The sequence below is a fragment of the Streptomyces sp. NPDC003038 genome (assembly GCF_040611115.1).
Taxonomy (GTDB): Bacteria; Actinomycetota; Actinomycetes; order Streptomycetales; family Streptomycetaceae; genus Streptomyces.
On the sequence record NZ_JBEXNN010000036.1, the window covers coordinates 14137 to 29264 of the forward strand.

Genomic DNA, 15128 nt, shown 5'->3' on the forward strand with positions numbered 1-15128 from the left:
GCGGGGCGGGGCCGCGGCTATGCGGCCGCCGTGCGGCGGGCGTCGGTGATGAAGGTGTCGATCGCCTGGACGCTGCGGAAGTTGTCGGGGTCCAGGTCGCCGTCGCCGACGGCGAGCTCGAAGCGGTCCTCGACCCAGGCGATGAGCTTGAGGACGCCCAGGCTGTCGATGACCCCGTCGTTGAGCAGGTCGTGGTCGGCGGCGAGTTCGCCGGCCGGGGTGCCGGGGAGGAACTCGGTGATGACGAAGTTCTTGATGGTGTCGACGTTGCTCATGACGGGATTCCTTCGGCGAGAGGTGTGGCGACGGGTGTGGCGGCGGGTGTGGTGGTGGGGGCGGCGGGGGTCAGCTGGTCGAGGCGGTCGAGCGCCTTGCGGTCGACTTTTCCGGTGGCCGTTTTCGGCAACGGGGCGTCGGTGAGGGTGAGTTGGTGGGGGACGGCGGCCCTGGGCAGGTGCCGGGCGCAGTGCGTGCGCAGGTGCAGGCCGGTCAGGGTGGAGCCGGGGGCGCGCTGGACGGCGGCGATGAGTCTTTTGCCGGCGATGGCGTCGGGCAGGGCGGCGACGCCCGCCTCCAGTACGCCGGGGTGTTCTTGCAGGACCCGTTCGATCTCGGCGGTGTTGACGGCGACTCCGCGGACCTTGACCTGGAAGTCGGTGCGTCCGGTCAGGTGCAGGGTGCCGGCGGCGTCGCGGCGTACGAGGTCGCCGGTGCGGAACCAGCGGCGGTCGTCGAGGCCGAGGGGGTGGGCGGTGAACTTGTCGGCGTGCCGGGTGCGGTCGAGGTAGCCGCGGGTCTGGAAGGGGGTGGAGACGAACAGTTCTCCGCTGCCGGGCCCTTCGAGGGGGGTGCGGGTGTCGGGGTCCAGGACCAGGGCCCGTACGCCCGGCAGCGGGCGGCCGATGGGGACGGGCGGCAGGGAGGCGGTGGCTGTGATCTCGGTGGGATCGACCTCGTGGATGAAGCTGTCGTTGGTCTCGGTGCAGCCGTAGATGTTGTGGATGCGGGCCTGGGGGAAGAGGGCGGGCAGGGCGGTGAGGGTGCGGTCGGCGATGGTGTCGCCGGTGAACATGACGTGCTCGACGCCGGGGAAGGTGTCGCCGGTCTTGGCGGCCGCGTCCTGCAGGAGCCCGAAGGCCATCGGGACGGCCTGGACGACGTGGACGCCGTGGCGCAGGACCAGGTCGCGCAGGTGGCGGCCGTGGGCGGCCAGCGCCGGGTCGACGAGGACCACGCGGCCGCCGCGGGCCAGGGTGGTCCACACGTCCAGGAGGCAGAGGTCGAAGTTGAGGGGGGCGTAGTTCAGGACGGTGCGGCCGGGGCCGATGCCGAAGGCGCCCGCGGCCCAGCGGGTGAAGCGGTCCACGGCGTCCAGGCCCAGCGGGACGATCTTGGGCAGGCTGGTGGAGCCGGAGGTGGTGAGCATGAGGGCGGTGTCGGCGGTGTCGGCGGCGTCGGCGGGGGGCAGCGGCTGGGCGGCGACGTCGGGGTTGGGTGTGATGCGGGCGCTTTCGCCGCCGGGGGCCAGGACGTGGGCGCAGCCGGCCTGGGCGAAGAGGTCGGCGAGCAGGGTGTCGGCGAGGGCGGGGGACGGCAGGAGCAGCGGCCGGCGGGCGAGGAGGCATCCCAGGACCAGGGCCACGGTGGCGGGGGACTTGTCGGCGAGGACGCCGACGGGGGCGGCGGGGGGCAGTTGTAGGAGTGCGAGGCGGTCGCGTTCGCGGCCGGCGAGCTCGTACAGCTCGCGGTAGGTGGTCTCCTCGCCGTTGAAGAGGAGGGCGGTGGCGTGGGGGCGGTCGCGGACCTGGGTCAGAAATCCGTCGAGGAGGCCGGGTGCGGGGGCCGGGGTGTTCGTCACGGCAGGTCGCCTCCCTGCGGCGGCAGCGGCTGGGTGAGCTCGATCCAGCCGCTCTTGACGGCCGCGCCGTGCGGTGTCTTGCAGGTGAAGCGGATGATGCGGGCCGGGGTGTCGGGCTGGAGGGTGATCTCCAGTGGGATGCCGGGGGGCACGGGGGCGGAGAAGCGGCAGCCCAGGCCGCGGACGCGGGCGCAGTCGCCGTCCGCGAAGCGGTCCACGGCTTCCTCGACCGCGAGGGCGACCACGCTCATGCCGTGGGCGATGACGGTGTCGAAGCCGGCCGCGCGGGCCGCGTCGGCGTCGAGGTGGATGGGGTTGAGGTCGCCGGACGCCTGGGCGTAGGTGCTGATCCAGTCGGTGGTCAGGGCGTGGACGGCGCTGTGTGGTTGTCCGGCTCCCTGCGGGGTGGGGGCGGCGGGGCCGGCGGTGATGTCGCCGAAGGGTTCCAGCCCGGTGGCGCCGGCCAGCAGGGCGGAGATGACCAGTTCCGCGAAGGGTTCGGGGCCGTCCTCGCCGGTGAGGCGGGCCCGCAGGGCGATGCGGGCGCCGCGCGGCTCCTTGCGGATGCCCAGTACGTCCAGGCGTACGGTCACCTGTTCTCCGGGCCTGACCGGTCGCAGGGTGCGGATGTCCTGGCCGAGGTGGATCACGCAGACGGGGCCCGGTTCGGCCGCGGTCAGAGCGGTGATGGTCTGCTCGGCGAGGGTGTGGGCGAGGACGAAGGTGTGGACGGGTGAGGCCTGGCCGGGCCGGGCGGTGGGCAGTCCGCGCCGGGCGGCGTCGCGGTAGTCGGTGATCTGCGGCTCGGTGACGGTGAGGGTCCGGGCCGGCGAGGGCAGTGACAGCAGGGTCATACCGGCACCACCACCACGCAGGAGTTGTGGCCGCCGAACCCGAAGGAGTTCGTGATCGCGGGTCCGGGGCGCACGGCGCGGGGTGCGCCGTGCACGACGTCGATGTCCATTCCTGGCTCCAGCTGTTCGTGGTTGGCGGTGGGCGGTACCTCGCAGTGCCGCATGGCCTGCACGGTGGCGATGAGTTCGACGGCGCCGGCGGCGCCGATGAGGTGGCCGATGACCGATTTGGGGGCGGTGACGGGCGGCTGGGCGGCGCCGAACACCTTGGTGAGGGCGGCGGCCTCGGAGCGGTCGTTGTGGGGGGTGGAGGTGCCGTGCGCGTTGACGTGGACGATGTCCTGGGGGGTCAGGCCGGCGTCGGCGATGGCCCCGGCCATGGCGGCCGCGGCGCCCGCGCCGTCGGGCAGCGGCATGGCGAGGTGGTGGGCGTCGGCGGTGGCGGCGTACCCGGCGATGAGGCCGTACGTCTTGGCTCCGCGCGCCCGGGCGTCCGCGAGCCGTTCCAGTACGACGAACCCGGCGCCCTCGCCCATCACGAATCCGTCGCGGTCCTTGTCGAAGGGGCGCGAGGCGTGTTCGGGGTCGTCGTTGCGCAGGGAGACGGCGTTGAGGTTGCCGAAGCCCGCCAGGGTGACGGGGGTGAGCGTGTGTTCGGTGCCGCCGGCGATGACGAGGTCGGCGCGGCCGCTCTGGAGCAGCATCAGGGCGTGGCCGATGGCGTCGGCGCCGCTGGCGCAGGTGTTGGCGACGGTCAGGGCCGGTCCCGTCCAGCCGAGCCGGATGGCGATGTGGGCGGCTGCCGCGTTGGGCATCGTCATCAGCGGCATCAGCGGGTTGACCCGGGCCGGGCCGCCCTGGGTGAAGTGGGCGGACTCCAGGTCGCTGGTGGCGCGGCCGCCGACGGCGTTGCCGACGACGATGGCGGTGCGGCCGGCTTGGGCGGTGGGCGATCCGGCGTCGCGGTGGGCGGCGAGGGCCGCGGCCGTGCCGTAGTGGGCGAAGGGGTCCATCCGGCGGGCTTCCTTGGCCGGGAGGAGTCCGGCCAGGTGCTCGAGGCCGCGGACCGTGCAGCCGATCCGTACCCGGTGGCGGCTGAGGTCGGTGTGGGTGAGGGCGGCGGCGGTGGAGCGGCCGGCCCGCAGGGTGTTCCACAGGTCGTCGGGGGTGCACCCGCCGGGGGTGACCACGCCCATGCCGGTGACGGCTACGGGCGGCTGCGCCGAACTGCCCCTGGACGGTCCAGGCATGTCTGCTCCCTAAGGCGGTATGGGCGGTGGAACGTCAAGAGGGGGGTCAGATGATGCGGCACTGGCGCGCGGAGGTGATGAAGGCCTCGGCGGCGAAGTCGATGTCGGCCTCGGTGTGGGCGGCGGTGATGGCGATGCGCAGCCGGGCCAGGTCGTTGGGGACGGCCGGGGTGACCACCGGCAGGCCGATGACGCCGTTCTTGCGGCATACGGTGGCGTAGTCGTAGGCGGCGGTGTCGGATCCGGCGATGACCGGGACGACGGCGGTCTGGCTGTCGACGGTGCTCATGCCGGCCTCGTTCAGCAGGCCGCGGAAACGTTCGGACTCGCGCTGGATGAACCGGACGCGCTGCGGCTCGCGTTGCAGGATCCGCAGGGACTCCAGGGCGGCGGCGCTCTGGGCGGGGCCCAGGGCGGCGGAGAAGAGGAAGGGGCGGGCCGCGTACTTGAGGTGGTGGATGAGGTCGGCGGAGCCGGCGACCCAGCCGCCCATGGAGGGGATGGCCTTGGAGAGGGTGCCGAGTTTCACGTCGGCCTTCACCTCGTGGTTGAAGTGCTCCTCGATGCCCTTGCCGGTGGCCCCGATGACTCCCAGGGCGTGGGCCTCGTCGACCATGAGCAGTGCGTTGTGGGCGTCGCAGACCTTGCGCAGGTCGACGAGGGGGGCGATGTCACCGTCCATCGAGTAGACGCTGTCGACGATGACCAGGCGGACGCCGGTGTCGGGGGCGGCGGCCAGGCGGCGCTCCAGGTGGGCGACGTCGTTGTGGCGGAAGCGGGTGACGGTGGCGCCGGAGAGCTTGCAGCCGTCGACGATGGAGGCGTGGTCGTACTTGTCGATGAAGACGGTGTCGCCGGGGCCGACGAGGGCGCCGACGGTTCCCACGTTCGCCGCGTAGCCGGAGCCGAAGACCAGCGCCCGCTCGCGGCCGGCGAACTTGGCGACCTCGGCCTCCAGTTCCTCGTGCAGCGGGGTGGAGCCGGCCAGCGCCCGCACCCCGTGGTTGCCGGTGCCGTAGCGGTCGACGGCGGCCTTGGCGGCCGACACGACGCGTTCGTCGCCGGCCAGGCCGAGGTAGCTGTAGCCGGACATCATCAGCAGGCGCCGGCCGTCCTGGTCCGCGTACGCCGAATCGCGCTCGACCGTGTAGGCGACGAAGCTGTTCTTGCGGCCCGGCTCGTACTCCAGCGACCGGACGCGGTCGCGGAAGTAGGCCAGTTTCGGCTCCAGGCGCTCCCAGGCAGCGGATACGTTCACGTGCTTCTCCTCATCGCGATCGTCCGGGAGGGGCCCGGAACTCCATCGGCGCTCTGCCGTTGTTCCGGCCGGGCTCTAGTGGAATTCCATTAAGACTCGGGGTGCGCAATAGCGGCGCAAGAGCGGGACTAGAGCCGTCGTCGGAAAGCGAAAGGAACCGCCCCGGCCTGGGGTTTTATTCGGGAAGGAATGTTGACGGCCGCTGTTGACATGCGGAGACGGCCCGCCGGTATCCTTCGAATCGCGCGAACTAGGGGGACACGGCCGGAAGCCGACCGTTTCGGAGAGTGCATAGTGCTGATCAGACTCATAGGTCTTGTCACGATCGAGCCGGACGGAGCACCGCCGCAACACCTCTCGAGCGCGCAGGCGCAGGTGGCGTTCGCCCGGCTGCTCATCGAGCGGGCCGGCGGTACGGACCGTGACCAGTTGGCCGAGACCGTATGGCCCGAGGGCCTGCCGGACACCTGGGCGTCGGCGCTGCGCAGCCTGGTGAGCCGGGTGCGTACGTTCGTCACGACGCCGCAGGACCAGCCGGGGGTCACTCCGCTGGTCGCGCAGGGGGGCCGTTACCTCCTGCGGATACCGCAGGACGCGGCCGTGGACGTGGAGTGCGCGGAGGCCGCGGTGAGCGAGGCGGCGGAGGCGTACGCGGAGGGCGCCTACGCGGTGGCCCAGCAGCTCGCGGCGGGTGCGGTGTCGAACCTGCGCGGCTCGTTCCTGCCCTCGCACGAGGGCGAGTGGGTCGATGCGATGCGCGAGCAGCTCGAAGAGCTCCGCCTCAAGGCGCTGGAGACGGCGAGTCTGGCCTCCTCCGCGCTGGGTGACGAGCACCACGCGCTGCGGTACGCGGAGGAGGCGGTGCGCCGGGCTCCGTTCCGGGAGAGCGCCTACCGGTGCCGGATGGCGGCCCACACCCGGGCCGGGAACCGGGCGGAAGCGCTACGCAGTTACCAGCAGTTGCGCGAGGTGCTGGCGGAGGAGCTGGGCATCGACCCGGCGCCGGAGACCGAGGCGGCGTACCTGGAGCTGCTGCGCACGCCGGAACCCCGGCCGGCGCTGCCCTCGTTCACCTGCCTGGACCCGGTGCTGATGGGGGTCTTCGAGGTGGACCACCGGGCGCCCGCGCCCCGTCCGTGCTCGCTGGCCGACCACGGCTGCCTCACCCACCGCGTCTCCTCCTCCCCCGCTGCCTGATCCCCCGGCGCATGGAAAGGGCCGCCGCCGCGGACTCCCGCGGCGGCGGCCTTCGTACGCGCCCATCCCGTACGCGCCCATCCCGTACGCGTCCATCCCGTGCGCGTCCATCCCGTGCGCGTCCATCCCGTGCGCGTGTATCCCCGTACGCGCGCGGGCGGACGGGGAGCGGCCCCGGCCTCCCCGGGGAGGGAGAGGGGGGCCGGGGCCGGGGAGGGGCAGCGCAAGAGGTCAGGTGATGGACACGCCGCTGTCGATGCTGATGACCTGGCCCGTCATGCAGTCCTGGTCCAGGAAGAGGCCGGCGCTGCGGGCGACCTCTTCGACCGTGACGAAGCGGGGGATGGGGGCCTTGTCCTCCATGCCCTCGATGACCCGGTCGGGGAGGGTGTTCGTCATGCCGGTGATCATGAAGCCGGGAGAGAGGGCGTTGACGGTCACTCCGCGCCGGCCGCATTCCGCGGCGAGGGTGCGGGTGAAACCGATCAGGCCCGCCTTGGAGGCGGAGTACGCCGTCTGGCCGGCCGTGGCGATGAGGCCCGACGGGGAGACGATGTTGATCACCCGGCCCCACCGGCGGCGCAGCATGTACGGCACCGAGACGCGGGCGGTGTGGAAGGAGCCGATCAGGTTGGTCTGGATGACCTGCGCCCAGTCCGCCGGGTTCTGCATCGCCATGAGGCTGTCCTTGCGGATGGCCCCGTTGTTGACGAGGACGTCCACCGGGCCGAGCTCGGTGGAGATCCGCTCGTAGAGGGCCTGGGTGGCCTCCCACGAGCCGACGTCGCCGGTGACCAGCACCGAGGGGTTGACCAGCTTCTCCCTCACTGCCTCGGCGGCCTGCCGGGAGCTGTTGTAGTGGACCGCGATCCGGCAGCCCAGCGCGTCCAGCTCCAGCGCCAGGGCCTGGCCGAGGCCGCCCGAGGCTCCGGTCACCAGCGCGACCGGGGACTGGGGCCGCTGACCCGCACTGTTCTTGCTCATGCCGCGACACCGCCCCATTCCATCAGGATCGAACCCCACGTCATGCCGGCTCCGAAGCCCGCCAGCAGGACCTTGTCGCCGGTCTTGATCCGGCCCTCTTCGAGGGCCTCGGTCAGCGCGATGGGGATCGACGCCGAGGCCGTGTTGCCGTATTTCTGCAGGTTGGTGATCAAAGCCTCCTGCCGCAGTCCGGTGTGCGCCAGGATCGAGTTGATGATCCGGATGTTGGCCTGGTGCGGAACGACGTGGTCGACGTCCGCCGCGTCCACCTTGGCGCTCTCCAGCGTCTCGCGCACCGTACGGACGGTGTAGCGGACGGCGTTGAGGTAGATCTCGTTGCCGTTGATCTGCGCGTAGTGCAGGCCCGCGGCGACCGTCTCGGGGGTGGTCGGCATCCGGCTGCCGCCGGCGAGGACCTTGAGCGAGCCGGTGCAGGCGCCGTCGGCGCCGAGGTTCCAGGCCTTGACCCGGTTCTCCGCGCCCGGCTGCAGGACCACGGCGCCCGCGCCGTCACCGACGAGGATGGACAGGTCCCGGTCGGCCGGGTTGGCCGTCAGGGTGTGGGTGTCGGAGCCGATGAGCAGGATCGGGCGGGGGTCGATGGCGATCAGCGCCATCGCGGACACCAGCCCGTAGACGAAGCCGGCGCACTCGGAGTTGACGTCGTGCGCGCTTCCGGAGATGCCCAGTTCGTGGTGGACGAACGCGGACGTCGCCGGGGACGGCTGCTCGGGCGTGGCGGTGGCGACGATGAGGTGGGCGATGTCGGCGCCGGTCAGGCCCGCCTTGTCCAGCGCGCGCCGGCCGGCCTCGACGGCCAGGGAGGCGGTGGTCTGCCCCGGGCCGACCGCCCGCCGCTCGCGGATGCCGCAGCGGCTGACGACCCAGTGCTCGTCGACGCCGAAACGCATCGCGAGCTCGGCACTGGTGACGATGCGTTCGGGTACGGACATGCCCCACCCGGTGATGTCGAAGCCGGTCACGTCACCCCTCGCTACGCCTGGGCCGGGACGAGCCCGACGATCTTCGCGTACACGTCACGCAGGGTGGTCGTGTCGTCGAGGTCGGCGAAGAGCGACTCGTCGGCCGGGATGTGCGGGTACTGGTTCTGGAAGCCGTACAGCCACTCCATCAGGTCCAGGGAGTCGACGTCCGCGATGTGCTGGAGCGGGGCGTCGGGGCTGACCTCCGCGGCACCCGAAACGGCCTCGAGCTGGCTCGCCAGTTCTTCGATGGTGGGCAGCGACATGGGGTCGGTCCTCTCTTCGCAGTGCAACTCGGCAGTGCGTGTCTTGTTTTCGAGAGCGATGAAATCCCCGGCCCCGCAAGGAAGGCGCAACACGGCCAAGGACCGTGAATGCGTCCTGTCTTGCGCACGCCTTGCGGTGCTTGGGGTTTTCTCGGACGCGAATTGAGGAAACACGGCCCGCCGGACACGCAGGAAAGAGGATCAGGATGACAACGGTCGCCCCCAAGTCGGTGGACCCCGAGGTCGATGCGATCAGGCACCACTATGAGGTCAGCAACGATTTCTACCGGCTCCTGCTGGGCCCCACGATGATGTATTCCGGCGGCTACTGGGAAGACGGCGAGGACCTGGTCGCCACCCTCGACGAGGCGCAGGAGCGCAAGCTCGACAAGTTCGCCGAGCTCGCGAACGTGGGGCCCGGCGGTGCCAGGCGCGTCCTGGACATCGGCTGCGGCTGGGGCACCATGCTCAACCGCCTCACCACCGTGCACGGTGCCCAGCAGGCCGTGGGGCTGACCCTGTCGCGCACCCAGGAGGCCTTCATCGCGGGCCTGGACAACCCGCGGATCACCACGCTGGTCCAGAGCTGGGCGGATTACAAGGTCGGCGACGACAGCGAGAAGTACGACGCCGCGTTCTGCATCAACGCGCTGGAGCACTTCGTCTCCTCCAACCTGCCGCCCAAGGAGCGCACCAAGCGCTACCGGTACTTCTTCCAGCAGGTCGCCGGCGCCCTGAACCCGGGGGCGAAGTTCGTGCTGCACACCATGACCGCCGAGGCGCTGGCGATGAACCGGGCGCTTTTGGACGACCTGAAGTTCCTCCAGCGCTCGGAGTTCGAGGGCTGCCACATCCCGCACCTGAGCGAGCTGAGCGCCGCCGCGGAGGGTCTCTTCGAGATCGACGAGATCGTCAACGAGCGCGAGTCCTTCGCGATGGCCTGCCGTGCCTGGCTGGTCCTGCTGGCCGAGCGCCGCGACGAGGCGGTGGCCCTGGAGGGCGAGGAGGTCGTCTCGCGCTTCGAGCGCTACCTCGACATCTTCGCGTACACGCTCGAGGACAAGTTCTTCAACAACTTCCGCGTCACCATCACGCGCCGTTAAGGAGGCCGACGTGACGAGCATTCTCGAGCCGGCCACGGACGGCGGGGCGCGTACGGGCACCGAGACGGTTCCCGGCGGCCGCGGCCCGACCCGGCATCTGCGGGTCGCGGTCATCGGCACCGGCTTCTCGGGGCTGGGCACCGCCATCCGGCTGCTGCAGTCGGGCATCGACGACTTCCTGGTGTTCGAGCGGGCCGACGAGGTCGGTGGCACCTGGCGTGACAACAGCTATCCGGGTTGTGCGTGCGATGTCATGTCCCACCTCTACTCGTTCTCCTTCGCGCAGAACCCGAACTGGAAGTCCACCTTCGGCAAGCGTGACGAGCTGTACGCCTACCTGCGGGAGACGGCCGACCGTTTCGGGGTGCGCCCGCACATCCGGTTCGGGCACGAGCTGCTCGCCGCCCGCTGGGACGAGGAGCAGCGGCACTGGAGGATCGAGACCTCGCAAGGGCAGTACACCGCGCAGGTCCTCATCACCGGTACCGGCTACCTCAGCGAGGCCGCCGTGCCGGACATCAAGGGCCTGGCCGGTTTCCAGGGCAAGGTCTTCCACTCCTCGCGGTGGGACCACGGCCACGACCTGGCCGGCCGGCGTGTCGCGGTCATCGGCACCGGCGCCTCGGCCATCCAGTTCGTGCCCCGGATCCAGCCGGAGGTCGGGCAGCTGGACCTCTACCAGCGCACGCCCCCGTGGATCGGCCCGAAGAACGACAAGCCCACCAGCGCGCTCCAGGCCAGGCTGCTTCGCTCGCTGCCCGGCTACCAGAACTTCCGGCGGAACTTCAACATGTGGGGCCGGGAGGTCCTGGCCTTCGTGATGGCCCGCCCGAAGGTCGCCGGGAAGATGCAGAAGATGGCGAGCGACCATCTGAAGAAGTCGGTCCCCGACGAGGCGCTGCGCGCCAAGCTCACGCCCGACTACGTGATGGCGTGCAAGCGGCTGCTGTTCTCCAACACCTGGTATCCGGCGCTGCAGCAGCCCAACGTGGAGCTGGTCACCGACGGGATCAGGGAGGTGCGCGCCACCTCGGTCGTGGGCGGGGACGGCGTCGAGCGGGAGGTCGACACGATCATCCTGGGGACCGGTTTCCAGGCCACCGACCGTCCGGTCGCCCGGCTGATCTGGGGCCGGGGCGGCGTGCAGCTGCGCGAGGCGTGGAAGGACGGCATGTCCGCGCACCGCGGCACCACCATCGCCGGCTTCCCCAACCTGTTCATGCTGCTGGGCCCGAACACGACGCTGGGGCACTCCTCCCAGGTCGTGATGATCGAGGCGCAGATCGCCTACGTCCTGGACGCGCTGAAGCAGATCGAGAAGCGGGGCCTGGCCAGTGTCGAGGTCCGGCGCGAGGCGCAGGACGCCTACAACCGGGCGCTCGACGCCAAGCTGGCGGGCACCGTGTGGAACGCGGGCAACTGCCAGAGCTGGTACCTGGACGCGAGCGGGCGCAATCCGTCGATCTGGCCGACGTACACGTGGCGTTTCCGCGGCCAGACCAAGCGCTTCGACCTCGGCGAGTACCAGCTCGCCTCGCGGGTGCGCACCAGCAAGCCGGTACCTCACCAGTAGGACGTCATGGGAATCGGGAGACGTACGCACATGAGCAGCACCCCAAGAACCACCGCAGCCGCCGCTGGGGACGCCGTCGCGCAGCCGTCGCGGCGCAGGATCCTGTCGGGTATCGCGGCCACCGCCGTCGCCGTCGTCGGCTGGAACGCCGCCGACCAGAGCTGGGCGACGGCCGCCGAGGCCGCCGGGAATCCGGACGTCGTGCCGGTGCCGGGACTGGCCGGCACGCTGGAGACCTCGCCGGCCGTGGTCGAGTCCTTCGGCAAGGACTTCGGCCACCTGTGGGACGGGCCGGGCGACAAGCCGTGGGCCGTGCTGCGGCCGGGCGGGATCGACGACATCGTCACGATCGTCAACTACGCCCGCGCCAACGGCATCAAGGTCGCGGTCAACGGTCAGGGCGGCACGGGCGGCGACATCGAGTCGCATTCGGTCTACGGCCAGGCGCGGGTCCCCGGCGGTATCTCCATCGACGCCAAGGGCATGTCGAAGATCCTGTCGATCGGCAGTGACTACGCGGTGGTCGAGGCGGGTGTGACGTGGGGTCAGCTGACCGACGCGACGCTGGCGCTGGGCAAGACCCCGCCGGCGCTCCCGGACTACCTGTACATCTCGGTCGGCGGGACCATCAGCATCGGCGGTATCGGCGGCACCGTGCAGAAGTACGGTCTGCTGTGCGACACGGTGCAGGCGATCGACATCGTCACGGGTGACGGCAAGCTGGTGACGGCCACGCCGTGGCTGCGCCCGGAGCTGTTCAACGCGGCCCTGTCGGGCGGCGGGCAGGTCGGCATCATCGTGCGGGTCAACGTCAAGCTGATCGCGGCGCCGAAGCGGTCGGTCATCTTCAGCCTGTTCTACGACACGGTGGAGCAGTACCTCGCCGACTCGGAGAAGGTGCTGGCCGACGGCCGGTTCCAGGTCCACGCGGGTGAGATGCTGCAGCGGCCGGACGGGTCGGGCTGGCGGTACAAGCTGGAGGTCGCCGCGACCTACAACACCACCCCGCCGGACCGCACCAAGCTGTTGTGCGATCTGAAGGACGTACGGTCCGAGGCGGTCATCGAGGACACCACCTACCGGGCGCACATGTTCCGGCTCGACGCGTACGAGGCGTACCTGAAGGAGACGGGCCACTGGTTCCAGCCCAAGCCGTGGCTGAGCCTGTTCCTGCCGGCGTCGAAGACGAAGACGTTCATGAAGCAGGTGGAGCGGGAGCTGAACGCCGACTCGCTGGGTGGCGGGTTCCTGCTCTTCTACCCGTACTTCACCTCGAAGATCAAGCGGCCGCTGGCGGTGCAGCCGGGCGAGTCGGTGGGCTACCTCTTCGACCTGCTGCGCTTCCCGAACCCGGGTGAGCCCAATATCCAGGGCATGATCGAGCAGAACCGCCGCCTGTACGACATCGCGGTGGCCATGGGCGCCAAGCGGTACCTGGTCGGCTCGATCCCGATGACGGGCGCCGACTGGAAGGCCCACTTCGGCAACCGCTGGAACGGTTTCGTCAACGCGAAGAAGAAGTACGACCCCCACAACCTGTTCACGCCCGGTCAGGGTTTCTTCGCCTGAGCGCGTGTGACGGGTCGTGACATGGCGGCGGGGGCGGGGAGAGAGAAAACCCCCGTCCCCGCCGCCCCTTTTTTTCTGTTCCGCGCTGTATCCACTGGAGGCTTGCACATGAGGACGTACGACCTGATCGACGAGGCGGTGATCGACGCCCCGGCGGACGCCGTCTGGGACGCGCTCCTCGCGGAGCTGCGCGGGGCCGGGAAGTGGTGGGTCCCGTCCAACACGTTCGCCGCACTGCGCGGCGCGCCGGACGCGGTGGGCGGGGAGGTCGCGGTGACGGTGCACACCAAGGGCGCCGGCAACGGCGGGCTGAAGCTGCGTTTCACCTCGCGGACGGTGGCGGTGGAGCGGGGCCGGCGCCTGGAGGTGGAGTATGTGGAGGGTGTGTTCCGGGGTGGGAGCACCTTCCTGCTGGAGCCGCTGGCGGATGGCCGTACCCGTCTTTCGATGCATTTCGTGGGGTCCGCGCACGGCTGGCTGAGGCTGCTGGCGAAGGTCGCGGACCTGGGTGCGGAGCACTCCAAGGGCACGTTGGCGGCTTTCGGGTCGCTGGAGCGGCAGCTGTCGGCGGGGGCCTTGCGATGACGGCCGCGGCCGATGTCACCGGTGAGCTGACGGTCGTTACGGATGACGGGGCGCAGCTGGCCGTCACTGTCCTGGCCCCGCTGGCGGGGGCGGGCGGGGCCGGCGACGTGGTCCTGGTGCACGGGTGGGCGCACGCCCGCCGGGTGTGGGGCACGGTCGCGGACCGGTTGATCCGGGCCGGTCACCGGGTGGTGCTGTACGACCAGCGCGGTCACGGCGCCTCCACGCTGGGCCGCACTCCGGTGTCGGTGGAGCGGCTGGGCGCGGACCTGGCGGCGGTGCTGGGCGAGACGGGCGTACGCGAGGCGGTGCTGGTGGGCCACTCGGGCGGCGGGTTCGCGGCCCTGTCGTACGCCGCCACGTCGCCGTCGGCGGGCCGGCTGCGCGGGCTGGTGCTGCTGGGTACGGCGGCGCACGGCCAGGACACCGCGGACAGTGAGGTGAGGATGATGGGCAGCGCCCTGTTCTCGTGGGCTCTTCGCCGCCCGTGGCTGGGCCGCAGGCTGCTGGGCTCCACCATGGGCAAGGGGGTGGAGCGGGTGGTGCTGGACGTCAACCGGCAGCTGTTCGCCGCGACACGGCCCGGGGTGAGGGCGGACTTCTTCCGCTGCACGCGCGGCTGGGACGTCCGCGAGGCGCTGGCCTCGCTCACGGTCCCGGCGGTGGTCCTGCACGGCGAGGCCGACAAGGTGATCGACATCGCGCTGGCGGACGCCTTGGCGCGGGCCCTGCCCGGGGCCCGGTGGGAGCCGGTTGTGGGCGCGGGGCACATGCTGCCGCTGGAGCGTCCGCTGGCGGCGGTGGCGGCGGTCCGCGCGCTCGCCTCGCGGTGAGGTGGAGCGGGCTGTGATCGAGGAACTCCTGCCGCCGGGCGTCGCGTCGTCGGAAGCCTTCGACGACGCGGCGCCCGTTGTGCTCTTTCCCGCCGAGGCCGCTTTGATGGAAGGCCGCAGGAGCGGCCGGCGCCGCCAGTTCGCGACGGCCCGCGCCTGCGCCCGCCGCTGCCTGTCGGACCTGGGCCGCCCCGCGGCCGCCCTGCTGCCGGGTCCGGGCGGCGCCCCCCAGTGGCCGCCGGGGGTGGTGGGCAGCATCACGCACTGCGAGGGATACCGTGCGGCGGTGGCGGCCGCGGACGGCGCGGTGGCGGCGCTGGGCATCGACGCGGAACCGGCCGGCCCGCTCCCCGCCGGCGTCTTGGCCCTGATCGCCTGTGCCGCGGAACGCGCCGCCCTGGCCGGCCTGGCCGCGGCCGATCCCTCCGTGCCCTGGGACCGGGTCTTCTTCTGCGCGAAGGAGGCCGCCTACAAGGCCTGGTATCCGGCCACCGGCATCTGGCTGGGTTTTCGCGACGCCACTGTGGTCCTGTCCCGGGCGGGCACCTTCACGGCCACCCTGCGCCCCGCGGTCCCCGCGCCGGTGGACCCCGTGTTCGAGGGCCGCTGGCTGGCGGGCCGGGACCTGGTGCTGACGGCGGTGGCACGCGCCGGCCGCGGGGCCGCCGGGATCACACCGTAAACGGACCCGGCCCCGGGCCCGCCCGGGCCGAGGCGGGGCGGGGCCGGGCGGGGCGGGGCGGTTTTCAGGCCGGGGGGCAGGCGGGGGGGCAGGCGGGGGGGCAGCAGCACCGTGCGCGGCGGCGGGGCGGGCT

The 15128-nt window shown here is 71.5% G+C and carries 15 protein-coding genes; 7 read left to right on the top strand and 8 right to left on the bottom strand.

The window, feature by feature from the left end; all coding sequences use genetic code 11:
• Positions 1 to 17 precede the first annotated feature (17 nt).
• Genes ABZX75_RS29595 through ABZX75_RS29615 form a run of 5 tightly spaced genes read right to left on the bottom strand, consistent with a single transcriptional unit; the run spans position 18 to position 5220 of the window.
• A complete protein-coding gene (locus ABZX75_RS29595; RefSeq protein WP_355415861.1) occupies positions 18 to 275 on the bottom strand; it encodes a phosphopantetheine-binding protein in 258 nt (85 codons plus the stop codon).
• Positions 272 to 1858 (bottom strand): AMP-binding protein, encoded by a 1587-nt coding sequence (locus tag ABZX75_RS29600; protein ID WP_355415863.1) that lies wholly within the window; start codon positions 1856 to 1858, stop codon positions 272 to 274. The genes ABZX75_RS29595 and ABZX75_RS29600 overlap by 4 nt, the downstream gene beginning before the upstream one ends.
• Positions 1855 to 2712 (bottom strand): MaoC/PaaZ C-terminal domain-containing protein, encoded by an 858-nt coding sequence (locus ABZX75_RS29605; RefSeq protein ID WP_355415865.1) that lies wholly within the window; start codon positions 2710 to 2712, stop codon positions 1855 to 1857. The genes ABZX75_RS29600 and ABZX75_RS29605 overlap by 4 nt, the downstream gene beginning before the upstream one ends.
• Entirely contained in the window at positions 2709 to 3962 is a 1254-nt protein-coding gene (locus ABZX75_RS29610) for a beta-ketoacyl-[acyl-carrier-protein] synthase family protein (protein WP_355415867.1), read from the bottom strand. Before ABZX75_RS29610 ends, ABZX75_RS29605 begins: the two co-directional genes overlap by 4 nt.
• Before the next feature lie 46 nt (positions 3963 to 4008).
• On the bottom strand, positions 4009 to 5220 hold the full coding sequence (locus ABZX75_RS29615) for an aminotransferase class I/II-fold pyridoxal phosphate-dependent enzyme (protein WP_355415869.1): 1212 nt from the start codon (positions 5218 to 5220) through the stop codon (positions 4009 to 4011).
• Positions 5221 to 5514: 294 nt separating this feature from the next.
• Between ABZX75_RS29615 and ABZX75_RS29620 the strand changes: the two genes are divergently transcribed.
• A complete protein-coding gene (locus ABZX75_RS29620) occupies positions 5515 to 6417 on the top strand; it encodes a bacterial transcriptional activator domain-containing protein (protein WP_355415871.1) in 903 nt (300 codons plus the stop codon).
• A 231-nt stretch (positions 6418 to 6648) separates the two neighbouring features.
• On the opposite strand, the gene ABZX75_RS29625 is transcribed toward ABZX75_RS29620, so the two are convergent.
• The 3 genes from ABZX75_RS29625 to ABZX75_RS29635 are packed head-to-tail and all read right to left on the bottom strand — an operon-like array spanning position 6649 to position 8650.
• Positions 6649 to 7401, bottom strand: a complete 753-nt coding sequence (locus tag ABZX75_RS29625; RefSeq protein WP_355415873.1) for an SDR family NAD(P)-dependent oxidoreductase — start codon at positions 7399 to 7401, stop codon at positions 6649 to 6651.
• Complete coding sequence (locus ABZX75_RS29630) at positions 7398 to 8384, bottom strand: ketoacyl-ACP synthase III (protein WP_355415875.1); 987 nt, start codon at positions 8382 to 8384, stop codon at positions 7398 to 7400. The genes ABZX75_RS29625 and ABZX75_RS29630 overlap by 4 nt, the downstream gene beginning before the upstream one ends.
• Positions 8385 to 8395: 11 nt before the next feature.
• Positions 8396 to 8650, bottom strand: coding sequence for a hypothetical protein (locus ABZX75_RS29635; RefSeq protein WP_355415877.1), 255 nt, complete (start codon positions 8648 to 8650; stop codon positions 8396 to 8398).
• 206 nt (positions 8651 to 8856) lie between these two features.
• On the opposite strand from ABZX75_RS29635, the gene ABZX75_RS29640 reads away from it, so the two are divergent.
• The 6 genes from ABZX75_RS29640 to ABZX75_RS29665 all read left to right on the top strand — a co-directional run bounded on the left by ABZX75_RS29640 (position 8857) and on the right by ABZX75_RS29665 (position 14995).
• Positions 8857 to 9753 (top strand): class I SAM-dependent methyltransferase, encoded by an 897-nt coding sequence (locus ABZX75_RS29640; protein ID WP_355415879.1) that lies wholly within the window; start codon positions 8857 to 8859, stop codon positions 9751 to 9753.
• Positions 9754 to 9763: 10 nt separating this feature from the next.
• Positions 9764 to 11326: an NAD(P)/FAD-dependent oxidoreductase gene (locus ABZX75_RS29645; RefSeq protein WP_355415881.1), complete on the top strand. Its 1563-nt coding sequence runs from the start codon at positions 9764 to 9766 to the stop codon at positions 11324 to 11326.
• A gap of 30 nt (positions 11327 to 11356) precedes the next feature.
• The gene (locus ABZX75_RS29650; RefSeq protein WP_355415883.1) at positions 11357 to 12895 is read left to right on the top strand and encodes an FAD-binding protein; all 1539 of its coding nucleotides are present in this window, start codon (positions 11357 to 11359) and stop codon (positions 12893 to 12895) included.
• Between the two features lie 108 nt (positions 12896 to 13003).
• The gene (locus tag ABZX75_RS29655; RefSeq protein WP_355415885.1) at positions 13004 to 13480 is read left to right on the top strand and encodes an SRPBCC family protein; all 477 of its coding nucleotides are present in this window, start codon (positions 13004 to 13006) and stop codon (positions 13478 to 13480) included.
• On the top strand, positions 13477 to 14313 hold the full coding sequence (locus tag ABZX75_RS29660) for an alpha/beta hydrolase (RefSeq protein ID WP_355415887.1): 837 nt from the start codon (positions 13477 to 13479) through the stop codon (positions 14311 to 14313). Before ABZX75_RS29655 ends, ABZX75_RS29660 begins: the two co-directional genes overlap by 4 nt.
• A 13-nt stretch (positions 14314 to 14326) precedes the next feature.
• A complete protein-coding gene (locus ABZX75_RS29665; protein WP_355415889.1) occupies positions 14327 to 14995 on the top strand; it encodes a 4'-phosphopantetheinyl transferase superfamily protein in 669 nt (222 codons plus the stop codon).
• The last annotated feature ends 133 nt before the right edge of the window (positions 14996 to 15128 follow it).

Excerpts from the sequence above, each read along its gene's own strand:
- ABZX75_RS29610 (WP_355415867.1), bottom strand. The coding sequence starts at position 3,962 with ATGCCTGGACCGTCCAGGGGCAGTTCGGCGCAGCCGCCCGTAGCCGTC.
- ABZX75_RS29640 (WP_355415879.1), top strand. The coding sequence starts at position 8,857 with ATGACAACGGTCGCCCCCAAGTCGGTGGACCCCGAGGTCGATGCGATC.
- ABZX75_RS29595 (WP_355415861.1), bottom strand. The coding sequence starts at position 275 with ATGAGCAACGTCGACACCATCAAGAACTTCGTCATCACCGAGTTCCTC.
- ABZX75_RS29655 (WP_355415885.1), top strand. The coding sequence starts at position 13,004 with ATGAGGACGTACGACCTGATCGACGAGGCGGTGATCGACGCCCCGGCG.
- ABZX75_RS29660 (WP_355415887.1), top strand. The coding sequence starts at position 13,477 with ATGACGGCCGCGGCCGATGTCACCGGTGAGCTGACGGTCGTTACGGAT.
- ABZX75_RS29625 (WP_355415873.1), bottom strand. The coding sequence starts at position 7,401 with ATGAGCAAGAACAGTGCGGGTCAGCGGCCCCAGTCCCCGGTCGCGCTG.
- ABZX75_RS29650 (WP_355415883.1), top strand. The coding sequence starts at position 11,357 with ATGAGCAGCACCCCAAGAACCACCGCAGCCGCCGCTGGGGACGCCGTC.
- ABZX75_RS29635 (WP_355415877.1), bottom strand. The coding sequence starts at position 8,650 with ATGTCGCTGCCCACCATCGAAGAACTGGCGAGCCAGCTCGAGGCCGTT.
- ABZX75_RS29605 (WP_355415865.1), bottom strand. The coding sequence starts at position 2,712 with ATGACCCTGCTGTCACTGCCCTCGCCGGCCCGGACCCTCACCGTCACC.